This is a genomic window from Pseudomonas sp. 8_5_2 (genome assembly GCF_059295255.1).
The window spans coordinates 541,998-562,301 of record NZ_CM181238.1; the positions used below are offsets into that span (position 1 = coordinate 541,998).

General features: G+C 57.6%; 32 protein-coding genes. 31 read left to right on the forward strand and 1 reads right to left on the reverse strand.

Annotation, left to right across the window (positions count from 1 at the left end; all coding sequences use genetic code 11):
• Positions 1 to 18 precede the first annotated feature (18 nt).
• The 31 genes from tuf (at position 19) to bfr (ending at position 17,281) form a co-directional block, all read left to right on the forward strand.
• Positions 19 to 1,212, forward strand: coding sequence for an elongation factor Tu (gene tuf, locus AC5O5R_RS02330; RefSeq protein ID WP_172221125.1), 1,194 nt, complete (start codon positions 19 to 21; stop codon positions 1,210 to 1,212).
• 142 nt (positions 1,213 to 1,354) lie between these two features.
• Positions 1,355 to 1,666, forward strand: a complete 312-nt coding sequence (rpsJ, locus tag AC5O5R_RS02335; RefSeq protein ID WP_003186070.1) for a 30S ribosomal protein S10 — start codon at positions 1,355 to 1,357, stop codon at positions 1,664 to 1,666.
• Between the two features lie 80 nt (positions 1,667 to 1,746).
• Positions 1,747 to 2,382 carry a 50S ribosomal protein L3 gene (gene rplC / locus AC5O5R_RS02340; RefSeq protein WP_172221128.1) on the forward strand — a complete coding sequence of 212 codons (636 nt, stop codon included), beginning with the start codon at positions 1,747 to 1,749 and terminating at the stop codon, positions 2,380 to 2,382.
• A 12-nt stretch (positions 2,383 to 2,394) separates the two neighbouring features.
• Positions 2,395 to 2,997 (forward strand): 50S ribosomal protein L4, encoded by a 603-nt coding sequence (rplD, locus tag AC5O5R_RS02345; protein ID WP_003255485.1) that lies wholly within the window; start codon positions 2,395 to 2,397, stop codon positions 2,995 to 2,997.
• Positions 2,994 to 3,293, forward strand: coding sequence for a 50S ribosomal protein L23 (gene rplW / locus AC5O5R_RS02350; protein WP_003255484.1), 300 nt, complete (start codon positions 2,994 to 2,996; stop codon positions 3,291 to 3,293). The genes rplD and rplW overlap by 4 nt, the downstream gene beginning before the upstream one ends.
• Before the next feature lie 14 nt (positions 3,294 to 3,307).
• Positions 3,308 to 4,132: a 50S ribosomal protein L2 gene (gene rplB / locus AC5O5R_RS02355; protein ID WP_172221131.1), complete on the forward strand. Its 825-nt coding sequence runs from the start codon at positions 3,308 to 3,310 to the stop codon at positions 4,130 to 4,132.
• 16 nt (positions 4,133 to 4,148) lie between these two features.
• Positions 4,149 to 4,424 (forward strand): 30S ribosomal protein S19, encoded by a 276-nt coding sequence (gene rpsS, locus AC5O5R_RS02360; protein ID WP_003255482.1) that lies wholly within the window; start codon positions 4,149 to 4,151, stop codon positions 4,422 to 4,424.
• A gap of 11 nt (positions 4,425 to 4,435) precedes the next feature.
• Positions 4,436 to 4,768, forward strand: a complete 333-nt coding sequence (gene rplV, locus AC5O5R_RS02365; RefSeq protein WP_003103908.1) for a 50S ribosomal protein L22 — start codon at positions 4,436 to 4,438, stop codon at positions 4,766 to 4,768.
• Positions 4,769 to 4,781: 13 nt separating this feature from the next.
• Complete coding sequence (gene rpsC / locus AC5O5R_RS02370; RefSeq protein WP_003255481.1) at positions 4,782 to 5,468, forward strand: 30S ribosomal protein S3; 687 nt, start codon at positions 4,782 to 4,784, stop codon at positions 5,466 to 5,468.
• A 12-nt stretch (positions 5,469 to 5,480) separates the two neighbouring features.
• Complete coding sequence (rplP, locus tag AC5O5R_RS02375) at positions 5,481 to 5,894, forward strand: 50S ribosomal protein L16 (protein ID WP_003255479.1); 414 nt, start codon at positions 5,481 to 5,483, stop codon at positions 5,892 to 5,894.
• Positions 5,894 to 6,085 carry a 50S ribosomal protein L29 gene (rpmC, locus tag AC5O5R_RS02380; RefSeq protein ID WP_002555481.1) on the forward strand — a complete coding sequence of 64 codons (192 nt, stop codon included), beginning with the start codon at positions 5,894 to 5,896 and terminating at the stop codon, positions 6,083 to 6,085. Before rplP ends, rpmC begins: the two co-directional genes overlap by 1 nt.
• Positions 6,086 to 6,087: 2 nt before the next feature.
• A complete protein-coding gene (gene rpsQ, locus AC5O5R_RS02385) occupies positions 6,088 to 6,354 on the forward strand; it encodes a 30S ribosomal protein S17 (protein WP_023534981.1) in 267 nt (88 codons plus the stop codon).
• A gap of 23 nt (positions 6,355 to 6,377) precedes the next feature.
• The gene (rplN, locus tag AC5O5R_RS02390) at positions 6,378 to 6,746 is read left to right on the forward strand and encodes a 50S ribosomal protein L14 (RefSeq protein WP_002555479.1); all 369 of its coding nucleotides are present in this window, start codon (positions 6,378 to 6,380) and stop codon (positions 6,744 to 6,746) included.
• 11 nt (positions 6,747 to 6,757) lie between these two features.
• The gene (rplX, locus tag AC5O5R_RS02395; RefSeq protein WP_003255476.1) at positions 6,758 to 7,072 is read left to right on the forward strand and encodes a 50S ribosomal protein L24; all 315 of its coding nucleotides are present in this window, start codon (positions 6,758 to 6,760) and stop codon (positions 7,070 to 7,072) included.
• Positions 7,073 to 7,092: 20 nt separating this feature from the next.
• Positions 7,093 to 7,632, forward strand: coding sequence for a 50S ribosomal protein L5 (gene rplE, locus AC5O5R_RS02400; protein ID WP_003255474.1), 540 nt, complete (start codon positions 7,093 to 7,095; stop codon positions 7,630 to 7,632).
• Between the two features lie 13 nt (positions 7,633 to 7,645).
• On the forward strand, positions 7,646 to 7,951 hold the full coding sequence (rpsN, locus tag AC5O5R_RS02405) for a 30S ribosomal protein S14 (protein ID WP_008089807.1): 306 nt from the start codon (positions 7,646 to 7,648) through the stop codon (positions 7,949 to 7,951).
• Between the two features lie 208 nt (positions 7,952 to 8,159).
• On the forward strand, positions 8,160 to 8,552 hold the full coding sequence (rpsH, locus tag AC5O5R_RS02410; protein ID WP_003255471.1) for a 30S ribosomal protein S8: 393 nt from the start codon (positions 8,160 to 8,162) through the stop codon (positions 8,550 to 8,552).
• A 12-nt stretch (positions 8,553 to 8,564) separates the two neighbouring features.
• On the forward strand, positions 8,565 to 9,098 hold the full coding sequence (gene rplF, locus AC5O5R_RS02415) for a 50S ribosomal protein L6 (RefSeq protein ID WP_172285391.1): 534 nt from the start codon (positions 8,565 to 8,567) through the stop codon (positions 9,096 to 9,098).
• 10 nt (positions 9,099 to 9,108) lie between these two features.
• Positions 9,109 to 9,459, forward strand: a complete 351-nt coding sequence (rplR, locus tag AC5O5R_RS02420) for a 50S ribosomal protein L18 (RefSeq protein ID WP_003255467.1) — start codon at positions 9,109 to 9,111, stop codon at positions 9,457 to 9,459.
• A gap of 3 nt (positions 9,460 to 9,462) precedes the next feature.
• Positions 9,463 to 9,963: a 30S ribosomal protein S5 gene (rpsE, locus tag AC5O5R_RS02425; protein WP_003255465.1), complete on the forward strand. Its 501-nt coding sequence runs from the start codon at positions 9,463 to 9,465 to the stop codon at positions 9,961 to 9,963.
• A 2-nt stretch (positions 9,964 to 9,965) separates the two neighbouring features.
• Entirely contained in the window at positions 9,966 to 10,142 is a 177-nt protein-coding gene (gene rpmD, locus AC5O5R_RS02430) for a 50S ribosomal protein L30 (RefSeq protein WP_011531895.1), read from the forward strand.
• Positions 10,143 to 10,145: 3 nt separating this feature from the next.
• Entirely contained in the window at positions 10,146 to 10,580 is a 435-nt protein-coding gene (gene rplO, locus AC5O5R_RS02435; RefSeq protein ID WP_003255461.1) for a 50S ribosomal protein L15, read from the forward strand.
• The gene (gene secY / locus AC5O5R_RS02440) at positions 10,581 to 11,912 is read left to right on the forward strand and encodes a preprotein translocase subunit SecY (RefSeq protein ID WP_003255459.1); all 1,332 of its coding nucleotides are present in this window, start codon (positions 10,581 to 10,583) and stop codon (positions 11,910 to 11,912) included.
• Positions 11,913 to 11,941: 29 nt separating this feature from the next.
• Entirely contained in the window at positions 11,942 to 12,058 is a 117-nt protein-coding gene (gene rpmJ, locus AC5O5R_RS02445; RefSeq protein ID WP_002555468.1) for a 50S ribosomal protein L36, read from the forward strand.
• Between the two features lie 129 nt (positions 12,059 to 12,187).
• The gene (gene rpsM / locus AC5O5R_RS02450; RefSeq protein WP_172228320.1) at positions 12,188 to 12,544 is read left to right on the forward strand and encodes a 30S ribosomal protein S13; all 357 of its coding nucleotides are present in this window, start codon (positions 12,188 to 12,190) and stop codon (positions 12,542 to 12,544) included.
• An 18-nt stretch (positions 12,545 to 12,562) separates the two neighbouring features.
• The gene (gene rpsK, locus AC5O5R_RS02455) at positions 12,563 to 12,952 is read left to right on the forward strand and encodes a 30S ribosomal protein S11 (protein ID WP_003255454.1); all 390 of its coding nucleotides are present in this window, start codon (positions 12,563 to 12,565) and stop codon (positions 12,950 to 12,952) included.
• Positions 12,953 to 12,967: 15 nt separating this feature from the next.
• Positions 12,968 to 13,588 carry a 30S ribosomal protein S4 gene (gene rpsD, locus AC5O5R_RS02460; RefSeq protein ID WP_012270238.1) on the forward strand — a complete coding sequence of 207 codons (621 nt, stop codon included), beginning with the start codon at positions 12,968 to 12,970 and terminating at the stop codon, positions 13,586 to 13,588.
• Between the two features lie 22 nt (positions 13,589 to 13,610).
• Complete coding sequence (locus tag AC5O5R_RS02465) at positions 13,611 to 14,612, forward strand: DNA-directed RNA polymerase subunit alpha (RefSeq protein ID WP_003255452.1); 1,002 nt, start codon at positions 13,611 to 13,613, stop codon at positions 14,610 to 14,612.
• 42 nt (positions 14,613 to 14,654) lie between these two features.
• Positions 14,655 to 15,041, forward strand: a complete 387-nt coding sequence (gene rplQ / locus AC5O5R_RS02470) for a 50S ribosomal protein L17 (RefSeq protein ID WP_003255451.1) — start codon at positions 14,655 to 14,657, stop codon at positions 15,039 to 15,041.
• A 172-nt stretch (positions 15,042 to 15,213) separates the two neighbouring features.
• On the forward strand, positions 15,214 to 16,653 hold the full coding sequence (locus AC5O5R_RS02475) for a catalase (RefSeq protein ID WP_172228318.1): 1,440 nt from the start codon (positions 15,214 to 15,216) through the stop codon (positions 16,651 to 16,653).
• Between the two features lie 163 nt (positions 16,654 to 16,816).
• Positions 16,817 to 17,281, forward strand: a complete 465-nt coding sequence (gene bfr / locus AC5O5R_RS02480; protein WP_003255449.1) for a bacterioferritin — start codon at positions 16,817 to 16,819, stop codon at positions 17,279 to 17,281.
• A 71-nt stretch (positions 17,282 to 17,352) separates the two neighbouring features.
• Here the strand turns inward: bfr and uvrA are convergent, their stop codons facing one another.
• Positions 17,353 to 20,187 (reverse strand): excinuclease ABC subunit UvrA, encoded by a 2,835-nt coding sequence (gene uvrA / locus AC5O5R_RS02485; RefSeq protein ID WP_172285389.1) that lies wholly within the window; start codon positions 20,185 to 20,187, stop codon positions 17,353 to 17,355.
• Between the last annotated feature and the right edge of the window lie 117 nt (positions 20,188 to 20,304).

Consider the following 20,304-nt stretch of genomic DNA (forward strand, 5'->3'; position numbering starts at 1 on the left):
GGCAAGAGGTTCACTGTCGTGGCTAAAGAAAAATTTGATCGTTCCCTTCCCCACGTTAACGTCGGCACTATCGGCCACGTTGACCACGGTAAGACCACTCTGACCGCAGCTCTGACTCGCGTTTGCTCCGAAGTTTTCGGTTCCGCAATCGTCGACTTCGACAAGATCGACTCGGCTCCGGAAGAGAAAGCGCGCGGTATTACCATCAACACCGCTCACGTCGAATACAACTCGACCATTCGTCACTACGCTCACGTCGACTGCCCAGGTCACGCTGACTACGTGAAGAACATGATCACCGGTGCTGCCCAGATGGATGGCGCGATCCTGGTTTGCTCGGCCGCCGATGGTCCGATGCCACAAACCCGTGAGCACATCCTGCTGTCCCGTCAGGTTGGCGTTCCGTACATCGTGGTCTTCCTGAACAAGGCTGACCTGGTAGACGACGCTGAGCTGCTGGAACTGGTCGAGATGGAAGTTCGCGACCTGCTGTCCACCTACGACTTCCCAGGCGACGACACCCCGATCATCATCGGTTCGGCTCGTATGGCCCTGGAAGGCAAAGACGACAACGAAATGGGCACCACTGCCGTTCGTAAACTGGTCGAAACTCTGGACAGCTACATCCCAGAGCCAGTTCGTGCCATCGACCAGCCGTTCCTGATGCCGATCGAAGACGTATTCTCGATCTCGGGTCGTGGTACCGTTGTTACCGGTCGTATCGAGCGTGGTATCGTCCGCGTTCAGGATCCGCTGGAAATCGTTGGTCTGCGTGACACCACCACCACCACCTGCACCGGTGTTGAGATGTTCCGCAAGCTGCTGGACGAAGGTCGTGCTGGCGAGAACTGCGGCGTTCTGCTGCGTGGTACCAAGCGTGACGACGTTGAGCGTGGCCAGGTTCTGGTCAAGCCAGGTTCGGTCAAGCCGCACACCAAGTTCGTTGCCGAAGTCTACGTTCTGTCGAAGGAAGAAGGCGGTCGTCACACTCCGTTCTTCAAAGGCTACCGTCCTCAGTTCTACTTCCGTACCACTGACGTGACCGGTAACTGCGAACTGCCGGAAGGCGTTGAAATGGTAATGCCAGGCGACAACATCCAAATGGTTGTCACCCTGATCAAGACCATCGCAATGGAAGACGGTCTGCGTTTCGCCATTCGTGAAGGCGGTCGTACCGTCGGCGCCGGCGTCGTGGCCAAAATCGTCGAGTAATCACTCGATCGGTTGAAAAAAACCCCCGCTCAGCGGGGGTTTTTTTTATTCGGTTGACACTAAATTGAGGCGTCTATAGAATCACGCCTCCTTTTAGCGGGCGTAGTGCGTCCGTTGGGAACAGCCTGGAGTCTGAAATCCAATGCAAAATCAGCAAATCCGAATCAGGTTGAAGGCTTTCGACCATCGCCTGATCGACCAATCCACCCAGGAAATCGTGGAAACCGCGAAACGTACTGGTGCACAAGTGCGTGGTCCAATTCCACTGCCTACCCGCAAAGAGCGTTTCACCGTTCTGGTTTCCCCGCACGTCAACAAAGACGCGCGTGACCAGTACGAGATCCGCACTCATAAGCGTGTTCTGGACATCGTCCAGCCAACGGATAAAACCGTTGACGCGCTGATGAAGCTTGATCTGGCGGCAGGTGTGGAAGTGCAGATCAGCCTCGGCTAAGACTTCGGTCTTGTCCGTGTAACGCTCTGAAATGGGCGGCCATAGCGGGTGAAAGCCCCGTACACTCATGAGGTTACAACATGACTATTGGTGTAGTCGGTCGCAAGTGCGGTATGACCCGCATTTTCACCGAAGAAGGTGTCTCCATTCCGGTCACGGTCATCGAGATCGAGCCGAATCGCGTCACCCAGTTCAAAACTGAAGAAACCGATGGCTACCGTGCAGTGCAAGTCACTGTCGGCGAGCGTCGTGCTTCTCGCGTGACTGCCGCTCAGGCAGGTCACTTCGCCAAGGCTAACGTTGCCGCTGGTCGCGGTGTCTGGGAGTTCCGTCTTGAAGAAGGCGAGTTCCAGGCTGGCGACTCGATCAAAGCTGAACTCTTCACTGAAGGCCAGCTGGTAGACGTTACTGGTCAGTCGAAAGGTAAAGGCTTCGCCGGTACCATCAAGCGCTGGAACTTCCGTGGTCAGGACAACACCCACGGTAACTCCGTGTCGCACCGTGTTCCTGGTTCCATCGGCCAGTGCCAGACTCCTGGTCGTGTGTTCAAGGGCAAGAAAATGTCCGGTCACATGGGCGCCGAGCGCGTGACTGTTCAGTCCCTGGAAGTAGTTCGCGTAGACGCTGAGCGCAACCTGCTGCTCGTCAAGGGTGCCGTTCCAGGCGCTACTGGCGGCGACGTGGTTGTACGTCCAGCTGTCAAGGCTCGCGGTTAAGGGGAAACTGACATGCAACTTAATGTAAATGACGCTCAGGCGATCGAAGTTTCCGAACTGACTTTCGGTGGCGAATTCAACGAGACGCTGGTTCACCAAGCAGTCGTGGCCTACATGGCCGGCGGCCGTCAAGGTACCAAGCAGCAGAAGACCCGTTCCGACGTGGCTGGTGGCGGTAAGCGCCCATGGCGTCAGAAGGGTACTGGCCGTGCTCGTGCTGGTACCACTCGTGGTCCGATCTGGCGTGGCGGTGGTGTAACCTTCGCGGCTCGCCCTCAAGATCACTCGCAAAAGCTCAACAAGAAGATGTACCGCGCAGCCCTGCGCTCCATCCTCGCTGAGCTGGTGCGTAGCGACCGTCTGGTCGTGGTTCAGGACTTCGCTGTCGAAGCGCCGAAAACCAAAGATCTGCTGAACAAGCTGAACGGCATGGGTCTGAGCGACGTACTGATCGTTTCCGACGCTGTTGATCAGAACCTGTACCTGGCTGCTCGTAACCTGCCGCACGTCGACGTACGTGACGTACAAGGTTCCGACCCGGTCAGTCTGATCGCATACGAGAAAGTGTTGATCACTGTCTCGGCCGTGAAGAAATTCGAGGAGCTGCTGGGATGAACCAGGAACGCGTATTCAAAGTCCTCCTTGGCCCGCACGTTTCCGAGAAGGCTACCGTTCTGGCTGAGAAGAAAGGCCAGTTCGTATTCAAGGTTGCTACCGACGCAACCAAGCTGGAAATCAAGAAAGCTGTCGAAGGCCTGTTCAACGTAAAAGTTGAAAACGTGTCGACCGTTAACGTTCTGGGTAAAACCAAGCGTACCGCACGTGGTCTGGGCAAGCGTAATGACTGGAAGAAGGCGATCGTCTCCCTTCAGCCAGGCCAAGATCTCGATTTCAGCAGCAGTGCTGAGTAAGGAAGGGGTGCATCATGGCAATCGTTAAATGCAAACCGACTTCCCCTGGCCGCCGTTTCGTGGTCAAGGTGGTCAACAAGGAGCTGCACAAAGGCGCTCCTCACGCACCGCTGCTCGAGAAAAAATCGAAGTCTGGTGGTCGTAACAACAATGGCCGCATTACCACTCGTCACGTTGGTGGTGGTCATAAGCAGCATTACCGTCTGGTTGACTTCCGTCGCAACGACAAAGATGGCATCCCAGCCACTGTCGAGCGTATCGAATACGACCCGAACCGTACTGCTCACATCGCCCTGCTGTGCTACGCAGACGGCGAGCGTCGCTACATCATCGCCCCTAAAGGCGTGAGCGCTGGCGACCAGCTGATCGCAGGTACCCTGGCCCCAATCAAGGCCGGTAACTCCCTGCAGCTGCGCAACATTCCAGTGGGTAGCACCATTCACGGCATCGAACTGAAGCCGGGTAAAGGTGCACAGATCGCTCGTTCCGCTGGTGCTTCGGCTCAGCTGATCGCTCGCGAAGGTGTCTACGTGACCCTGCGTCTGCGCTCTGGTGAAATGCGTAAAGTACTGGCTGAGTGCCGTGCGACCCTGGGCGAAGTCTCGAACTCCGAGCACAGCCTGCGTTCGCTGGGTAAAGCAGGTGCCAAACGCTGGCGCGGCGTTCGCCCAACCGTTCGTGGCGTTGCCATGAACCCGGTTGACCACCCACATGGTGGTGGTGAAGGTCGTACCTCCGGTGGTCGTCATCCGGTATCGCCATGGGGCTTCCCAACCAAGGGTGCTAAAACCCGTGGTAATAAGCGTACCGACAAAATGATCGTCCGTCGTCGCAAGTAACTAGAGGGATACGACAGTGCCACGTTCTCTGAAAAAAGGTCCTTTTATCGATCTTCACCTGTTGAAGAAGGTCGAAGTGGCGGTGGAGAAGAACGATCGCAAACCAGTTAAAACCTGGTCGCGTCGTTCGATGATCCTGCCACAAATGGTCGGTCTGACCATCGCGGTTCACAACGGTCGCCAGCATGTTCCAGTTCTCGTGAACGAAGACATGGTCGGCCATAAACTGGGCGAGTTTGCCGGTACCCGCACTTATCGTGGGCACGTGGCTGACAAGAAAGCCAAGCGTTAAGGGGTTAGGAAATGGAAGTAGCCGCTAAGTTGTCGGGCGCTCGAATCTCCGCCCAGAAAGCCCGCTTGGTCGCCGACCAGATCCGCGGGAAGAAGGTGGGCGAAGCGCTCAACCTGTTGGCCTTCAGCAGCAAAAAAGCCGCTGAAATCATGAAGAAAGTCCTCGAGTCGGCCGTTGCCAACGCCGAACACAACGAAGGCGCAGACGTTGATGACCTGAAGGTCTCCACCGTCTTCGTCAACGAAGGGCGTTCGCTGAAGCGCATCATGCCGCGTGCCAAAGGCCGCGCAGATCGCATCGTCAAGCGGTCTTGCCATATCACTGTCAAGGTTGCGGACAAGTAACGGAGTCGATCAGATGGGTCAGAAAGTACATCCCACTGGCATTCGCCTGGGAATCGTCAAGGAGCACACGTCCGTCTGGTATGCAGACGGCGCTACTTACGCAGATTACCTGTTGAAGGATCTGAAAACACGTGAGTACCTCCAGGACAAACTAAAAAGCGCGTCCGTAAGCCGTATCGATATTCATCGCCCGGCTCAAACCGCACGCATCACCATCCACACTGCTCGTCCCGGTATCGTTATCGGCAAGAAAGGTGAAGATGTTGAGAAACTGCGTCAGGACCTGACCAAGCAGATGGGTGTGCCTGTGCACATCAACATCGAAGAGATCCGCAAGCCGGAACTCGACGCTATGCTGGTTGCGCAGAGCGTAGCTCAGCAGCTGGAACGCCGCGTAATGTTCCGTCGCGCCATGAAGCGCGCCGTACAGAACGCCATGCGTATTGGTGCCAAGGGCATCAAGATCCAGGTGAGCGGTCGTCTCGGCGGCGCCGAGATTGCTCGTACCGAGTGGTATCGCGAAGGTCGTGTGCCTCTGCACACCCTGCGTGCCGATATCGACTACAACACCTACGAAGCTCACACCACTTATGGTGTGATCGGTGTGAAGGTTTGGATCTTCAAAGGCGAAGTTATTGGTGGTCGCCAAGAAGAACTGAAACCACAAGCACCAGCGCCTCGTAAAAAAGCTGCTAAGTAAGGGGTACGCCAAATGTTGCAACCAAAGCGTACAAAATTCCGCAAGCAGATGACTGGCCACAACCGTGGTCTGGCACTGCGCGGTAGCAAAGTCAGCTTCGGCGAATTCGCCCTGAAGGCTGTTGCTCGCGGTCGCCTCACCGCCCGCCAGATCGAGTCGGCACGTCGTGCCCTGACCCGTCACGTAAAACGTGGCGGCAAGATCTGGATCCGTGTGTTCCCGGACAAGCCGATCTCCAAGAAACCTCTCGAGGTTCGTATGGGTAAAGGTAAGGGCTCCGTGGAATACTGGGTTGCCCAGATCCAGCCAGGCAAAGTCCTGTACGAGATCGAGGGTGTTTCTGAAGAGCTGGCGCGCGAAGCTTTCGCCCTGGCTGCTGCAAAGCTGCCTCTCGCCACCTCCTTTGTTAAGCGGACGGTGATGTGATGAAAGCGAATGAACTTCGTGAAAAATCGGCACAGCAGCTGAACGAGCAACTGCTCGGCCTGCTGCGCGACCAGTTCAATCTGCGCATGCAGAAAGCAACTGGCCAGTTGGGGCAGTCGCACCTGCTCTCGCAAGTTAAGCGTGACATCGCTCGCGTGAAAACTGTGCTCAACCAGCAGGCAGGTAAGTGATCATGGCTGAAGCTGAAAAAACCGTCCGTACGCTGACTGGCCGTGTCGTCAGCGACAAAATGGACAAGACCATCACCGTACTGATCGAGCGTCGCGTAAAGCACCCGATCTACGGTAAATACGTTAAGCGTTCGACTAAGCTGCACGCGCACGACGAAACCAACCAGTGCAAGATCGGCGACAAAGTTTCGATTACCGAAACCCGTCCGCTGGCCAAGACCAAGTCCTGGGCACTGGTTGAAGTCCTCGAACGCGCTGTTGAAGTCTAAGGGCTAGGGGTCGGAGAAATTTTATGATTCAGACTCAATCCATGCTCGATGTGGCCGATAACAGCGGCGCTCGTCGCGTCATGTGCATCAAGGTGCTCGGCGGTTCGCACCGCCGTTACGCCGGCATCGGTGACATCATCAAGGTTACCGTCAAGGAAGCAATTCCGCGCGGTAAGGTCAAAAAAGGCCAAGTGATGACTGCTGTTGTCGTGCGCACCCGTCACGGTGTCCGTCGCGCTGACGGTTCCATCATTCGTTTCGACGGCAACGCTGCTGTTCTGCTGAACAACAAGCAAGAGCCGATCGGCACTCGCATCTTCGGGCCAGTGACCCGTGAACTTCGTACTGAGAAGTTCATGAAGATCGTCTCGCTCGCCCCTGAAGTGCTGTAAGGAGATCCGACATGCAAAAGATTCGTCGTGACGACGAGATCATCGTGATCGCCGGCAAAGACAAAGGTAAGCGCGGTAAGGTGCTGAAGGTTCTCGCTGATGACCGTCTGGTCATCGGTGGTGTGAACCTGGTCAAGCGTCATACCAAGCCTAACCCGATGGCGGGCGTTCAGGGCGGTATCGTCGAGAAAGAAGCGCCTCTGCACGCTTCCAACGTTGCCATCTTCAACGGCGAAACCAACAAGGCTGACCGCGTTGGTTTCAAAGTAGAAGACGGTAAGAAAATTCGTGTCTTCAAGTCGACCCAAAAAGCGGTTGATGCTTGAACACTGCTAGGTAGAAGACCATGGCACGACTGAAAGAGATTTACCGGAACGAGATCGCTCCCAAGCTTAAGGAAGAACTTAAGCTGTCGAACGTGATGGAAGTTCCGCGCGTTACCAAAATCACCCTGAACATGGGTCTGGGCGAAGCGATCGGCGACAAGAAAGTCATCGAGCACGCTGTTGCCGACCTGGAAAAGATCACCGGTCAAAAGCCGGTCGTGACTTTCGCTCGTAAATCCATCGCTGGCTTCAAAGTCCGCGAAGGATGGCCGATCGGCGTCAAGGTGACCCTGCGTAGCGACAAGATGTACGAATTCCTGGACCGCCTGCTGGCGATCTCCCTGCCTCGGGTCCGCGACTTCCGCGGCCTGAATGCCAAGTCCTTCGATGGCCGTGGCAACTACAGCATGGGCGTGAAAGAGCAGATCATCTTCCCGGAAATCGATTACGACAAGATCGATGCTCTGCGCGGTTTGGACATCACCCTGACCACCACTGCTCGTTCGGATGACGAAGGCCGCGCTCTGCTGCGTGCATTCAAATTCCCGTTCCGCAACTGATTGGAGTAGGAAAATGGCCAAGAAGAGCATGAAAAACCGCGAGCTGAAGCGTCAGCTCACGGTAGCCAAGTTCGCCAAAAAGCGTGCTGAGCTGAAAGCGACCATCGTCAACGTGAACGCCTCTCCTGAAGAGCGTTTCGCTGCCGTTGTTGCGCTGCAGAAGCAGCCACGTGATGCCAGCGCTGCGCGTCTGCGCAACCGTTGCCGCCTGACCGGTCGTCCTCACGGTGTATACCGTAAGTTCGGCCTGGGCCGTAACATGCTGCGTCAAGCTGCAATGCGTGGTGACGTACCAGGTCTGGTCAAGGCCTCCTGGTAATCGCTGCAGGTGTGATTCCGGCGTAAGGAGAGCAATCTTCCGACCGCCGGTGATCTCGCCAACAAACAAGCCCCTATATGGGGCTTGTTTCGTTTCTACCTTGTGTCTAGAATGACCGGCTCACCTGAGCCTGGGGTTTAACCCTGTCCGCTCGGGTGGTTGTGATAGCCGCAAGGCTAATAATTCTTGTATCAGGAGCATCTAGCCCATGAGTATGCAGGACCCGTTAGCGGACATGCTAACTCGCATCCGTAATGCCCAGATGGCTGAAAAGTCCGTCGTAAGCATGCCTTCCTCTACCCTGAAGGTCGCGGTTGCCAAAGTTCTGAAAGACGAAGGTTACATTGCCGGTTACCAGGTTACTGGTGAGGCCAAGCCTTCTCTGTCGATCGAGCTCAAGTACTTCGAAGGCCGTCCGGTCATCGAGGAGCTGAAGCGCTCCAGCCGTCCTGGCCTGCGCCAGTACAAGGCCGTTACAGACCTGCCGAAAGTACGTGGCGGCCTGGGCGTGTCTATCGTCTCCACCAACAAAGGTGTGATGACTGACCGCGCTGCGCGCGCTGCCGGTGTCGGCGGCGAAGTTCTGTGCACAGTGTTCTAAGGGGAGATAGGCATGTCTCGCGTCGCTAAGAACCCCGTTAAGCTGCCAGCAGGCGTCGAAGTCAAATTCGCCGGTCAGCAGCTTTCGGTGAAGGGTGCCAAGGGCACTCTCGAACTGAACGTTCACTCGTCTGTTGAAGTCTCCGAAGTCTCCGGCGAACTCCGTTTCGTCGCTCGCAACGGTGATCAGCAAGCTCGTGCTATGGCCGGTACTACCCGTGCCCTGGTCAACAACATGGTCCAAGGCGTAAGCCAAGGCTTCGAGCGTAAGCTCCAGCTGGTCGGTGTTGGTTACAAGGCGCAGGCTAAAGGCACCGTCCTGAACCTGGCTCTGGGCTTCTCGCATCCAGTGGACTACGAACTGCCAGCCGGTATCACCGCTGAAACACCTAGCCAGACCGACATCCTGATCAAGGGTATCGACAAGCAGCTGGTAGGTCAGGTGGCCGCTGAAATCCGCGACTTCCGTCCACCAGAGCCTTACAAAGGCAAGGGTGTGCGTTACGCGGACGAAGTAGTCCGTCGTAAAGAAGCCAAGAAGAAGTAGGGCCTAGCAAATGACCGACAAAAAAGTTATTCGACTGCGTCGCGCTCGCAAAGCACGTCTCAAGATGCACGAACTCGAAGTCGTGCGCCTGTGCGTGTTCCGCTCCTCGCAGCACATCTACGCCCAGGTCATTTCGGCCGACGGCAGCAAGGTTCTGGCAAGCGCCTCGACCTTGGACAAAGACCTGCGTGATGGCGCCACCGGCAACATCGACGCGGCCACTAAGGTTGGCAAGCTGGTAGCTGAGCGTGCGAAAGCCGCCGGTGTATCTCAAGTTGCCTTTGACCGTTCCGGCTTCAAGTACCATGGCCGCGTCAAAGCGCTGGCTGATGCTGCTCGTGAAGGCGGGCTGGAGTTCTAAGTTATGGCAAATAACGATCAAAAGCGCGACGAAGGCTACATCGAGAAGCTGGTTCAAGTTAACCGCGTTGCCAAAACCGTAAAAGGCGGCCGTATCTTCACCTTCACCGCGCTGACCGTGGTAGGTGATGGTAAGGGCCGTGTTGGCTTCGGCCGTGGCAAGTCGCGCGAAGTACCTGCCGCGATTCAGAAAGCCATGGAAGCTGCTCGTCGCAACATGATCCAGGTTGACCTGAAGGGCACCACCCTGCAGTACGCCACCAAGGCTGCCCACGGCGCCTCGAAGGTTTACATGCAGCCTGCTTCGGAAGGTACCGGTATCATCGCCGGCGGTGCAATGCGTGCTGTCCTGGAAGTTGCTGGTGTTCAGAACGTTCTGGCCAAGTGCTACGGTTCGACCAACCCAGTGAACGTGGTTTACGCCACCTTCAAGGGTCTGAAAGCCATGCAATCTCCTGAATCCATTGCTGCCAAGCGCGGCAAGAGCGTCGAGGAGATCTTCTGATCATGGCAACCGTAAAAGTAACGCTGATCAAGAGCGTCTCGGGCCGCATCCCTAACCACAAACTGTGCGTTAAGGGTCTGGGTCTGCGTCGCATCGGTCACACTGTAGAAGTCCAGGATACTCCCGAGAACCGCGGGATGATCAACAAGGCTTACTACATGCTGAAGGTCGAGGGCTAATCGATGAAACTCAATGATCTGAGTCCAGCGCCGGGTTCCCGTCGCGAAAAGCATCGTCCAGGTCGTGGTATCGGTAGCGGTCTGGGTAAGACCGGCGGCCGTGGCCACAAAGGTCAGACCTCCCGTTCGGGTGGTTCGATCGCTCCTGGCTTCGAAGGCGGTCAACAGCCGCTGCACCGTCGTCTGCCGAAATTCGGCTTCGTTTCCCTGAAAGCCATGGACCGCGCAGAAGTGCGTCTGTCCGAGCTGGCCAAAGTGGAAGGCGACGTGATCTCCGTGCAATCCCTGAAGGATGCCAACGTGATCAACCAGCACATTCAGCGTGTGAAAATCATGCTGTCTGGCGAAGTTACTCGCGCAGTCACCATCAAGGGCATCGCAGCCACCAAGGGTGCGCGTGCGGCTATCGAAGCAGCTGGCGGCAAATTCGAGGAATAAATGGCTAAGCAAGGTGCTCTCTCTTCGCTCGGTAAGGGCGGGATGTCGGAACTCTGGGCTCGTCTGCGCTTTCTGTTCATGGCGATCATCGTCTATCGGATAGGTGCGCATATCCCGGTTCCCGGCATCAATCCGGACCGTCTGGCGGATCTGTTTCGGCAGAATGAGGGGACCATTCTTAGCTTGTTCAACATGTTTTCCGGTGGCGCGCTTGAGCGCATGAGCATCTTTGCACTGGGGATCATGCCGTACATCTCGGCATCGATCATCATGCAGCTGATGACGGCGGTCAGCCCGCAACTGGAGCAGTTGAAGAAGGAAGGTGAAGCTGGCCGTCGCAAGATCAGCCAGTACACCCGCTACGGCACCGTTATCCTGGCACTGGTTCAAGCCATTGGCATGTCCATTGGCCTGGCCAACCAGGGCGTGGCGTTTTCTGCAGGGCTGGGCTTCCATGTCGTCGCCGTCTCCACGTTCGTGGCTGGCGCGATGTTCATGATGTGGCTGGGCGAGCAGATCACCGAGCGCGGTGTGGGCAACGGTATCTCGATGTTGATCTTCGCAGGTATCGTTGCCGGTCTTCCGAGAGCAATCGGGCAGTCTTTCGAGTCTGCACGCACAGGCGATATCAACATTTTCGCCCTGGTCGCAATCGGTTTGCTGGCAGTAGCGATTATCGGTTTCGTGGTGTTCATTGAGCGTGGTCAGCGTCGTATCGCCGTTCACTACGCCAAGCGTCAGCAGGGCCGCAAGGTTTTTGCTGCGCAGACCAGCCACTTGCCGCTGAAAGTGAACATGGCGGGGGTTATCCCGGCCATTTTCGCGAGCAGCATTTTGCTGTTCCCGGCTTCGCTGGGTGCCTGGTTCGGTCAGTCCGAAGGTATGGGCTGGCTGCAGGACATCTCGCAGTCGATCGCTCCTGGTCAGCCGTTGAACATTCTGCTGTTTAGTGCAGGGATCATTTTCTTCTGCTTCTTCTACACAGCGTTGATGTTCAACCCGAAAGACGTAGCGGAAAACCTGAAGAAGTCCGGTGCCTTTATTCCGGGTATCCGTCCTGGTGAGCAGTCGGCGCGCTATATCGATGGCGTTCTGACCCGTTTGACCATGTTCGGTGCTCTATACATGATGGCCGTCTGCCTTCTGCCCCAGTTCCTGGTGGTGGCAGCAAATGTGCCGTTCTACCTTGGCGGGACCTCGTTGCTGATTGTGGTAGTGGTTGTGATGGACTTCATGTCCCAAGTACAATCGCACCTCGTTTCGCACCAGTACGAATCCCTGATGAAGAAAGCCAACCTGAAAGGCTACGGCGGCAGCGGTTTGCTGCGCTGATACGCCCCTTAAGGTTCGAGGAGTCGGTAATGAAAGTTCGTGCATCGGTGAAAAAGCTGTGCCGTAACTGCAAGATCATCCGTCGCGAAGGCGTCGTACGAGTGATCTGCAGCGCGGAACCGCGTCACAAACAGCGCCAAGGCTGAGTGTGATTTGCGTCAAACCCAGCAGCTAGTGTGCTGCTGGGTTGATTAATCGTTTCTACAGCGATATTATCTCGCGCCCTATTTCTTGGCTTCCGGGGCGTAGGTAGCTGTCAATTGGAGTCCCACTGAATGGCCCGTATTGCAGGCGTCAACATTCCAGATAACAAGCATACTGTTATCTCGCTGACCTACATCTATGGTGTCGGTCGCACAACTGCACATAAGATTTGTGCAGACGCTGGTGTAAACCCAGCCGCTAAGATCAAGGATCTGAGCGACGAGCAAATCGAAACCCTGCGTGGCGAAGTCGCGAAGTTCACCACCGAAGGTGACCTGCGTCGTGACATCAACATGAAGATCAAGCGCTTGATGGACCTGGGTTGCTACCGCGGCCTGCGTCATCGTAAAGGTCTGCCGGTTCGCGGTCAGCGCACCAAGACCAACGCACGCACCCGTAAGGGCCCGCGTAAGCCGATCCGCAAGTAACCGCCCAGGAATATAGACATGGCAAAACCTGCTGCTCGTCCTCGTAAGAAAGTCAAAAAGACAGTGGTTGATGGCATCGCCCACATCCATGCTTCTTTTAACAACACCATCGTGACCATCACCGACCGTCAGGGCAATGCTTTGTCCTGGGCGACCTCCGGTGGTTCGGGTTTCCGTGGTTCGCGCAAATCCACCCCGTTCGCAGCCCAGATTGCTGCCGAGCGTGCTGGTCAAGCTGCGCTGGAATACGGTCTGAAGAACCTCGACGTTAACGTCAAGGGTCCAGGTCCAGGTCGTGAGTCCGCCGTTCGTGCATTGAACAGCTGCGGCTACAAGATCGCCAGCATCACCGACGTGACGCCAATCCCGCATAACGGGTGCCGTCCGCCGAAGAAGCGTCGCGTGTAATCAGGAGACAGAAGAATGGCACGTTACATTGGTCCAAAATGCAAACTGTCTCGTCGTGAAGGCACCGATCTGTTCCTGAAGAGCGGCGTTCGCGCTCTGGAATCGAAGTGCAACATCGAAGCAGCCCCAGGTATCCACGGCCAGCGCCGTGGCCGTCAGTCCGACTACGGTACCCAGCTGCGCGAGAAACAAAAAGTCCGTCGTATCTACGGTGTTCTGGAGCGTCAGTTCCGCGGTTACTACCAAGCTGCAGCCTCGAAAAAAGGCGCAACTGGTGAGAACCTGCTGCAACTGCTCGAGTGCCGTCTGGATAACGTCGTTTACCGTATGGGCTTCGGCTCGACTCGTTCCGAGTCGCGTCAGCTGGTTTCGCACAAAGCGATCAGCGTCAACGGTAAGACTGTAAACATTCCATCCTACCAAGTTCGTCCGGGTGACGTGGTCGCGGTCCGCGAGAAGTCGTTGGCTCAGCTGCGCATTGTTCAAGCCCTTGAACTGTGCGCCCAGCGTGGCCGCGTTGAGTGGGTTGACGTGGATGCTGCTAAAAAGTCGGGCGTTTTCAAGAACGTTCCTGCTCGCAGCGACCTGTCTGCCGACATCAACGAAAACCTGATTGTCGAGCTCTACTCCAAGTAAGGGCTAGAAAATAGGTGCATCCATGCAGATTTCGGTAAATGAGTTCCTGACTCCCCGCCACATTGATGTGCAGGTAGTCAGTCCGACCCGCGCCAAGATTACGCTCGAGCCTCTCGAGCGTGGTTTCGGCCACACCCTGGGCAACGCGCTGCGCCGCATCCTGTTGTCCTCCATGCCTGGCTGTGCAGTAGTCGAGGCCGAGATCGATGGCGTACTCCACGAGTACTCCGCGATCGAAGGTGTTCAGGAAGACGTAATTGAAATCCTGTTGAACCTGAAAGGCCTGGCTATCAAACTGCACGGTCGTGACGAAGTTACGCTGACCTTGTCGAAAAAGGGTTCGGGGGTGGTTACCGCTGCCGATATTCAGCTGGATCACGATGTCGAGATCGTCAACCCCGATCACGTAATCGCGAACCTGGCGTCGAATGGCGCCCTGAACATGAAGCTCACTGTAGCTCGTGGTCGTGGTTACGAGCCGGCTGACTCCCGTCAAACCGACGAAGACGAAAGCCGTAGCATTGGCCGTCTGCAGTTGGACGCTTCGTTCAGCCCGGTGCGTCGTATCGCCTATGTGGTCGAAAACGCCCGTGTTGAACAGCGTACCAACCTGGACAAGCTGGTCATCGATCTGGAAACCAACGGCACCCTGGATCCTGAAGAGGCTATCCGCCGCGCTGCGACCATCCTGCAACAGCAGCTGGCCGCGTTCGTCGACCTCAAAGGTGACAGCGAGCCTGTCGTAGTCGAGCAGGAAGACGAGATCGATCCGATCCTCCTGCGTCCGGTTGACGACTTGGAACTGACTGTACGTTCGGCCAACTGCCTCAAGGCGGAGAACATCTACTACATCGGCGACCTGATTCAGCGTACCGAAGTAGAGCTGTTGAAGACTCCTAACCTGGGCAAGAAGTCCCTGACTGAAATCAAGGACGTCCTGGCCTCTCGTGGTCTGTCTCTCGGCATGCGCCTCGACAACTGGCCGCCTGCAAGTCTTAAGAAAGACGACAAGGCGACCGCCTGATCGTCGTAATCACCGAACGTAGTGTTTGGTAAGGAATGAATCATGCGTCATCGTAAAAGTGGACGTCACCTGAGCCGTACCAGCTCTCACCGCAAGGCTATGTTCCAGAACATGGCAGTGTCGTTGATCGAGCACGAGCTGATCAAAACCACCCTGCCGAAAGCCAAGGAACTGCGTCGCGTTGCCGAGCCGCTGATCACCCTGGCCAAGGAAGACAGCGTTGCTAACCGCCGTCTGGCCTTCGACCGTACCCGTTCGAAGTCCGCTGTTGGCAAACTGTTCAACGACCTGGGCAAGCGTTACGCCACCCGTCAGGGCGGCTACCTGCGCATCCTGAAGTGCGGTTTCCGCGCTGGCGACAACGCGCCTATGGCGTACGTCGAGCTGGTTGATCGTCCGGTCGGCGGTGCTGTAGAAGCTGCTGAGTAAGACGTTCTGTCTGCTACAAAGAACCGGGCCTAGTGCCCGGTTTTTTGTGTGTGCATATATTGTTATTTTCTATTGATGCAAGTCATGTAATACATTTGTCCTTATGAACTTGCTCGTCGATACTCTCCCCATAGCCGATTAGCCGGCGCTTGAAGCCCGATAAGGAGAGCCCATGAGCAAGATTCTCACCACCGCCAGCGGTGCACCTGTAGCTGACAACCAGAACTCCCGTTCCGCAGGCCCACGTGGCCCGCTGCTGCTCGACGACTTTCACCTGATCGAGAAGCTTGCCCACTTCAATCGCGAGAACATCCCTGAGCGCCGCGTTCACGCCAAGGGCTCGGGTGCGTATGGCACCTTCACCGTTACCCGCGACATCACCGGCTACACCAGCGCCAAGCTGTTCGAGCAGGTCGGCAAGCAGACTGAGATCTTCCTGCGCTTCTCCACTGTAGGTGGCGAGCGTGGCTCTGCGGATACCGAGCGCGACCCGCGCGGTTTCGCGGTCAAGTTCTATACCGAGGAAGGCAACTGGGACATCGTTGGCAACAACACGCCAGTGTTCTTCATTCGCGACCCGCTCAAGTTCCCGGACTTTATCCACACGCAAAAACGCCACCCGCAATCCAACCTGAAGAACGCCCAGATGATGTGGGACTTCTGGTCGCACTCCCCCGAGGCTCTGCACCAGGTCACCATCCTGTTCTCTGACCGCGGCATTCCGGATGGCTATCGCCACATGCATGGCTTTGGTAGTCACACCTACAGCCTGATCAGCGCCGAGGGCGAGCGCACCTGGGTCAAATGGCACTTCAAGACCCAGCAAGGTATCAAGAACCTCACTCCGGCAGACGCTGCACGGCTGGCAGGTACCGATCCGGACTATGCCCAGCGTGATCTGTTCGAGGCCATCGAGCGCGGCGAATACCCACGCTGGACCGTGTGCATTCAGGTGATGAGCGAAGACCAGGCGGCGAGCCGCGGCGAAAACCCGTTCGATGTGACCAAGACCTGGTCGCAGAAGGATCACCCCCTTATCGAAGTGGGGGTGCTGGAGCTGAACCGCAACCCGCTCAACTATTTCGCCGAAGTGGAGCAGGCGGCGTTCGGGCCAAGCAACATGGTGCCGGGTGTCGGCCTGTCGCCGGACCGCATGCTGCAAGGCCGTGTATTCGCCTACGCTGATGCGCATCGCTACCGCGTGGGGACCAACCACCAGCAGCTGCCTGTGAACGCGCCACGCTGCGCGGTGAACAGCTATCAACGGGACGGCTCCATGGCCACTGGCAGTTATGCGGGTGCGCCCAACTACGAGCCCAACAGCTACGCCGAGGCACCGAAACAGTCGCCGCGCCACGCCGAGCCTGCACTGGCCCTGAGTGGTTCGGCAGACCGCTACGATCACCGCGAGGACAGCGACTACTACAGCCACGCCGGCGCCCTGTTCCGCTTGATGAGTGCCGAGCAGAAGGCCCTGCTGATCGACAACATCGCCGGCACCATGGCAGGTGTAAGCCTGGACGTGGTGCAACGGCAGTTGCAGTACTTCTTCAAGGCCGACCCGGCGTACGGCGAAGGCATTGCCAAGGCTTTGGGCGTCAATCTTGCCTAAGTCGAAGTGATAAGAAGAACCGCCCTCATTTGGGCGGTTTTTCAATGAATATCACTACTGTTTAGCCGAATTTTTGCTTCTAATTGCGCGTTTTTCAGTGACCGCGGGCAAAAGCTGGTTCACACTGTGTGGCATAGACGTATTCACATGGAGAAGCAGGGCGATGCAAGGTCACCCGGACGTAATCAACTACCTCGTCACGTTGCTGAAGGGCGAACTGGCGGCACGCGACCAGTACTTCATTCATTCGCGTATGTACGAAGACTGGGGCCTGTCCAAGCTCTACGAGCGTATCAACCACGAGATGGAAGAAGAGACGCAGCACGCCGATGCCCTGATGCGCCGCATCCTCATGCTCGAAGGCACCCCCGACATGCGCGCGGACGACCTGGAAGTGGGCAGCACCGTGCCGGAGATGATCGAGGCGGACCTCAAGCTCGAGTACAAGGTCCGCGGCGCGCTATGCAAGGGCATCGAGCTGTGCGAGCTGCACAAGGACTACGTCAGCCGTGACATCCTGCGTGCACAGCTGGCCGATACCGAAGAAGATCACACCTATTGGCTGGAAAAGCAGCAGGGCCTGATCAAGGCGATCGGCCTGGAAAACTACCTGCAGTCGCAGATGTAAGTTATCCACAGATCATGAAAAAGCCCCTGGCACCTTCGGTATCAGGGGCTTTTTCATGTTGTCGGATGTATTCAGGCCCGGTCCCGCTCCAGCAGCGGTTTCAGGTAATGCCCGGTATACGACTGTTTCATCGTGCTCAGCTCTTCCGGCGTACCGCAGGCAATGATCTGCCCACCTTTGGAACCACCTTCCGGCCCCAGGTCCACCAGCCAGTCGGCGGTCTTGATCACATCCAGGTTGTGCTCGATCACCACCACAGTGTTGCCGTGGTCGCGCAGGCGATGCAGCACGTCGAGCAACTGCTGGATGTCGGCGAAGTGCAGGCCCGTGGTCGGTTCATCGAGGATGTACAGGGTCTTGCCGGTATCGCGCTTGGACAGCTCGCGTGACAGTTTCACCCGTTGCGCCTCGCCGCCAGACAACGTGGTTGCCGACTGACCCAGCTTGATGTACGACAGGCCTACATCCATCAACGTTTGCAGCTTGCGCGCCAGCGCTGGTACCGCATCGAAGAACTCGCGGGCGTCCTCGATGGTCATTTCCAGCACTTCGTGGATGTTCTTGCCCTTGTACTTGATCTCCAGGGTTTCGCGGTTGTACCGCTTGCTCTTGCACACGTCGCACGGCACGTAGATGTCCGGCAGGAAGTGCATCTCCACCTTGATCAGGCCATCACCCTGGCAAGCCTCGCAACGGCCACCCTTCACGTTGAACGAAAAGCGCCCGGGGCCGTAACCCCGCGAGCGTGATTCCGGCACGCCGGAAAACAGTTCGCGGATCGGCGTGAAGATGCCGGTGTAGGTGGCCGGGTTGGAGCGCGGCGTGCGGCCGATCGGGCTCTGGTCGATATCCACCACCTTGTCCAGGTGCTGCAGGCCATCCATGCTGCTGTGCGCTGCCGCTTCCAGGCTGCTGGCACCATTCAGAGCGGTAGCGGCCAAGGGGTACAGGGTGTTGTTGATCAGCGTCGACTTGCCCGAGCCGGACACTCCCGTCACGCAAGTCAGCAGGCCGATCGGGACTTCCAGGTCGACGTTCTGCAGGTTGTTGCCCCGCGCGCCCTTGAGCTTGAGCTGCAGCTTCTTGTTGCGCGGCGTGCGCTTGGCTGGCACGGCGATCTTCTTGCGCCCCGACAGGTACTTGCCGGTCAGCGAGTCAGGGTGGTCCATGACCTCCTGCGGCGAGCCCTCGGCGACGATCTGGCCGCCGTGCACACCCGCCCCCGGGCCAATATCGACGACATAGTCGGCCAGGCGGATGGCGTCCTCGTCGTGCTCCACCACGATTACCGTGTTACCAAGGTCGCGCAGGTGGTTGAGGGTGGCCAGCAGGCGGTCGTTGTCGCGCTGATGAAGACCGATGGACGGTTCGTCGAGAATGTACATTACCCCGACCAGGCCGGCGCCGATCTGGCTCGCCAGGCGAATTCGCTGGGCTTCGCCACCGGACAGGGTATCGGCGCTGCGGTCGAGGGTGAGATAGTCGAGGCCGACGTTGACCAGAAACTGCAGGCGTTCGCAGATTTCCTTGAGGATCTTCGCCGCGATCTCGCCACGGCGACCGGTCAGGGTCAGCTCGGCGAAGTAGTTGCTGGCATCACCGATGGGCAGGTTGGTCACCGCCGGCAGGGTTTTTTCGCCCACCCACACGTGGCGTGCCTCGCGGCGCAGGCGGGTGCCGCGGCAATCCGGGCAAGGCTGGGTACCGAGGAACTTGGCCAGTTCTTCACGCACGGTGGCCGACTCGGTTTCGCGGTAGCGGCGCTCCAGGTTCGGCACGATGCCTTCGAACGGGTGCGAGCGCTTGACGATATCGCCCCGGTCGTTGAGGTACTTGAAGTCGACGCTCTGCTTGCCACTGCCCTGCAGGATCACCTTCTGATGCTCGGCCGACAGCTCGCCGAAGGGCTCTTCCAGGCTAAAACCGTAATGCGCGGCCAGCGAGCCGAGCATCTGGAAGTAGTATACGTTGCGCCGGTCCCAGCCGCGGATGGCGCCTTCGGCCAGGGTCAGCTCGCTGTTGACCAGGCGCTTGGTGTCGAAGAACTGCTTCACCCCCAGGCCGTCGCAGGTCGGGCACGCGCCGGCCGGGTTGTTGAAGGAGAACAGCTTCGGTTCCAGCTCGCTGATCGCATGGCCGCATACCGGGCAGGCGAAGCGCGCGGAGAAGATCGTCTCTTCGCCCTGCTCGTCGTCCATCGGCGCCACCAGGGCAATACCGTCGGCCAGCTTCAGCGCGGTCTCGAACGATTCGGCCAGGCGCTGTTGCAGGTCGGCGCGAACCTTGAAGCGGTCGACCACCACATCGATGCTGTGCTTCTTCTGCTTGTCGAGTTTTGGCAGCTCGTCAAGCTCGTAGAGCTTGCCGTTGACCCGGGCGCGCACGAAACCCTGAGCGCGCAGCTCATCGAATACCGCCAGGTGCTCACCCTTGCGCTCGCGTATCACCGGCGCCAGCAGCATCAGCTTGCTGCCTTCCGGGCGCTCCAGTACCAGGTCGACCATCTGGCTGATCGTTTGCGCTTCCAGCGGAATGTCATGGTCCGGGCAGCGCGGGGTACCCACGCGGGCGTACAGCAGGCGCAGGTAGTCGTAGATTTCGGTAATGGTGCCGACCGTGGAGCGCGGGTTGTGCGAAGTCGACTTCTGTTCGATGGAAATGGCTGGCGACAAGCCTTCGATGGTGTCGACGTCAGGCTTTTCCATCATCGACAGGAATTGCCGGGCGTAGGCCGACAGCGATTCCACGTAGCGGCGCTGGCCTTCGGCGTACAGGGTGTCGAACGCCAGGGACGACTTGCCGGAACCGGACAGGCCGGTGATCACGATGAGTTTGTCCCGGGGCAGGGTCAGGTCGATGTTCTTCAGGTTGTGGGTACGTGCCCCACGAATCAGGATCTTGTCCACTGCGGCCTCGCTCGGCGGGCATAAACAAAGAAGTATACGGCGCCCTGCCAGTACGCGGCAAAGCGTCGCGTAGATGCCCTCAAGCTGTCGGACTGATAGAATCGCCGCCGGTTCATA

What these genes read in the sequence shown, in the direction of transcription:
- rpmD (WP_011531895.1), top strand. Translation starts at nt 9,966, where the DNA reads ATGGCAACCGTAAAAGTAACGCTGATCAAGAGCGTCTCGGGCCGCATC.
- bfr (WP_003255449.1), top strand. Translation starts at nt 16,817, where the DNA reads ATGCAAGGTCACCCGGACGTAATCAACTACCTCGTCACGTTGCTGAAG.
- rplD (WP_003255485.1), top strand. Translation starts at nt 2,395, where the DNA reads ATGCAACTTAATGTAAATGACGCTCAGGCGATCGAAGTTTCCGAACTG.
- rplQ (WP_003255451.1), top strand. Translation starts at nt 14,655, where the DNA reads ATGCGTCATCGTAAAAGTGGACGTCACCTGAGCCGTACCAGCTCTCAC.
- rpsC (WP_003255481.1), top strand. Translation starts at nt 4,782, where the DNA reads ATGGGTCAGAAAGTACATCCCACTGGCATTCGCCTGGGAATCGTCAAG.
- rplX (WP_003255476.1), top strand. Translation starts at nt 6,758, where the DNA reads ATGCAAAAGATTCGTCGTGACGACGAGATCATCGTGATCGCCGGCAAA.
- rpsJ (WP_003186070.1), top strand. Translation starts at nt 1,355, where the DNA reads ATGCAAAATCAGCAAATCCGAATCAGGTTGAAGGCTTTCGACCATCGC.
- rplR (WP_003255467.1), top strand. Translation starts at nt 9,109, where the DNA reads ATGACCGACAAAAAAGTTATTCGACTGCGTCGCGCTCGCAAAGCACGT.
- rplE (WP_003255474.1), top strand. Translation starts at nt 7,093, where the DNA reads ATGGCACGACTGAAAGAGATTTACCGGAACGAGATCGCTCCCAAGCTT.
- rpsN (WP_008089807.1), top strand. Translation starts at nt 7,646, where the DNA reads ATGGCCAAGAAGAGCATGAAAAACCGCGAGCTGAAGCGTCAGCTCACG.
- rplC (WP_172221128.1), top strand. Translation starts at nt 1,747, where the DNA reads ATGACTATTGGTGTAGTCGGTCGCAAGTGCGGTATGACCCGCATTTTC.
- rplF (WP_172285391.1), top strand. Translation starts at nt 8,565, where the DNA reads ATGTCTCGCGTCGCTAAGAACCCCGTTAAGCTGCCAGCAGGCGTCGAA.
- rpmJ (WP_002555468.1), top strand. Translation starts at nt 11,942, where the DNA reads ATGAAAGTTCGTGCATCGGTGAAAAAGCTGTGCCGTAACTGCAAGATC.
- rplP (WP_003255479.1), top strand. Translation starts at nt 5,481, where the DNA reads ATGTTGCAACCAAAGCGTACAAAATTCCGCAAGCAGATGACTGGCCAC.
- rplO (WP_003255461.1), top strand. Translation starts at nt 10,146, where the DNA reads ATGAAACTCAATGATCTGAGTCCAGCGCCGGGTTCCCGTCGCGAAAAG.
- rpsH (WP_003255471.1), top strand. Translation starts at nt 8,160, where the DNA reads ATGAGTATGCAGGACCCGTTAGCGGACATGCTAACTCGCATCCGTAAT.
- rpsK (WP_003255454.1), top strand. Translation starts at nt 12,563, where the DNA reads ATGGCAAAACCTGCTGCTCGTCCTCGTAAGAAAGTCAAAAAGACAGTG.
- rpmC (WP_002555481.1), top strand. Translation starts at nt 5,894, where the DNA reads ATGAAAGCGAATGAACTTCGTGAAAAATCGGCACAGCAGCTGAACGAG.
- rpsQ (WP_023534981.1), top strand. Translation starts at nt 6,088, where the DNA reads ATGGCTGAAGCTGAAAAAACCGTCCGTACGCTGACTGGCCGTGTCGTC.
- rplB (WP_172221131.1), top strand. Translation starts at nt 3,308, where the DNA reads ATGGCAATCGTTAAATGCAAACCGACTTCCCCTGGCCGCCGTTTCGTG.
- rplV (WP_003103908.1), top strand. Translation starts at nt 4,436, where the DNA reads ATGGAAGTAGCCGCTAAGTTGTCGGGCGCTCGAATCTCCGCCCAGAAA.
- rpsE (WP_003255465.1), top strand. Translation starts at nt 9,463, where the DNA reads ATGGCAAATAACGATCAAAAGCGCGACGAAGGCTACATCGAGAAGCTG.
- AC5O5R_RS02465 (WP_003255452.1), top strand. Translation starts at nt 13,611, where the DNA reads ATGCAGATTTCGGTAAATGAGTTCCTGACTCCCCGCCACATTGATGTG.
- rpsD (WP_012270238.1), top strand. Translation starts at nt 12,968, where the DNA reads ATGGCACGTTACATTGGTCCAAAATGCAAACTGTCTCGTCGTGAAGGC.
- rpsM (WP_172228320.1), top strand. Translation starts at nt 12,188, where the DNA reads ATGGCCCGTATTGCAGGCGTCAACATTCCAGATAACAAGCATACTGTT.
- AC5O5R_RS02475 (WP_172228318.1), top strand. Translation starts at nt 15,214, where the DNA reads ATGAGCAAGATTCTCACCACCGCCAGCGGTGCACCTGTAGCTGACAAC.
- rplN (WP_002555479.1), top strand. Translation starts at nt 6,378, where the DNA reads ATGATTCAGACTCAATCCATGCTCGATGTGGCCGATAACAGCGGCGCT.
- rplW (WP_003255484.1), top strand. Translation starts at nt 2,994, where the DNA reads ATGAACCAGGAACGCGTATTCAAAGTCCTCCTTGGCCCGCACGTTTCC.
- secY (WP_003255459.1), top strand. Translation starts at nt 10,581, where the DNA reads ATGGCTAAGCAAGGTGCTCTCTCTTCGCTCGGTAAGGGCGGGATGTCG.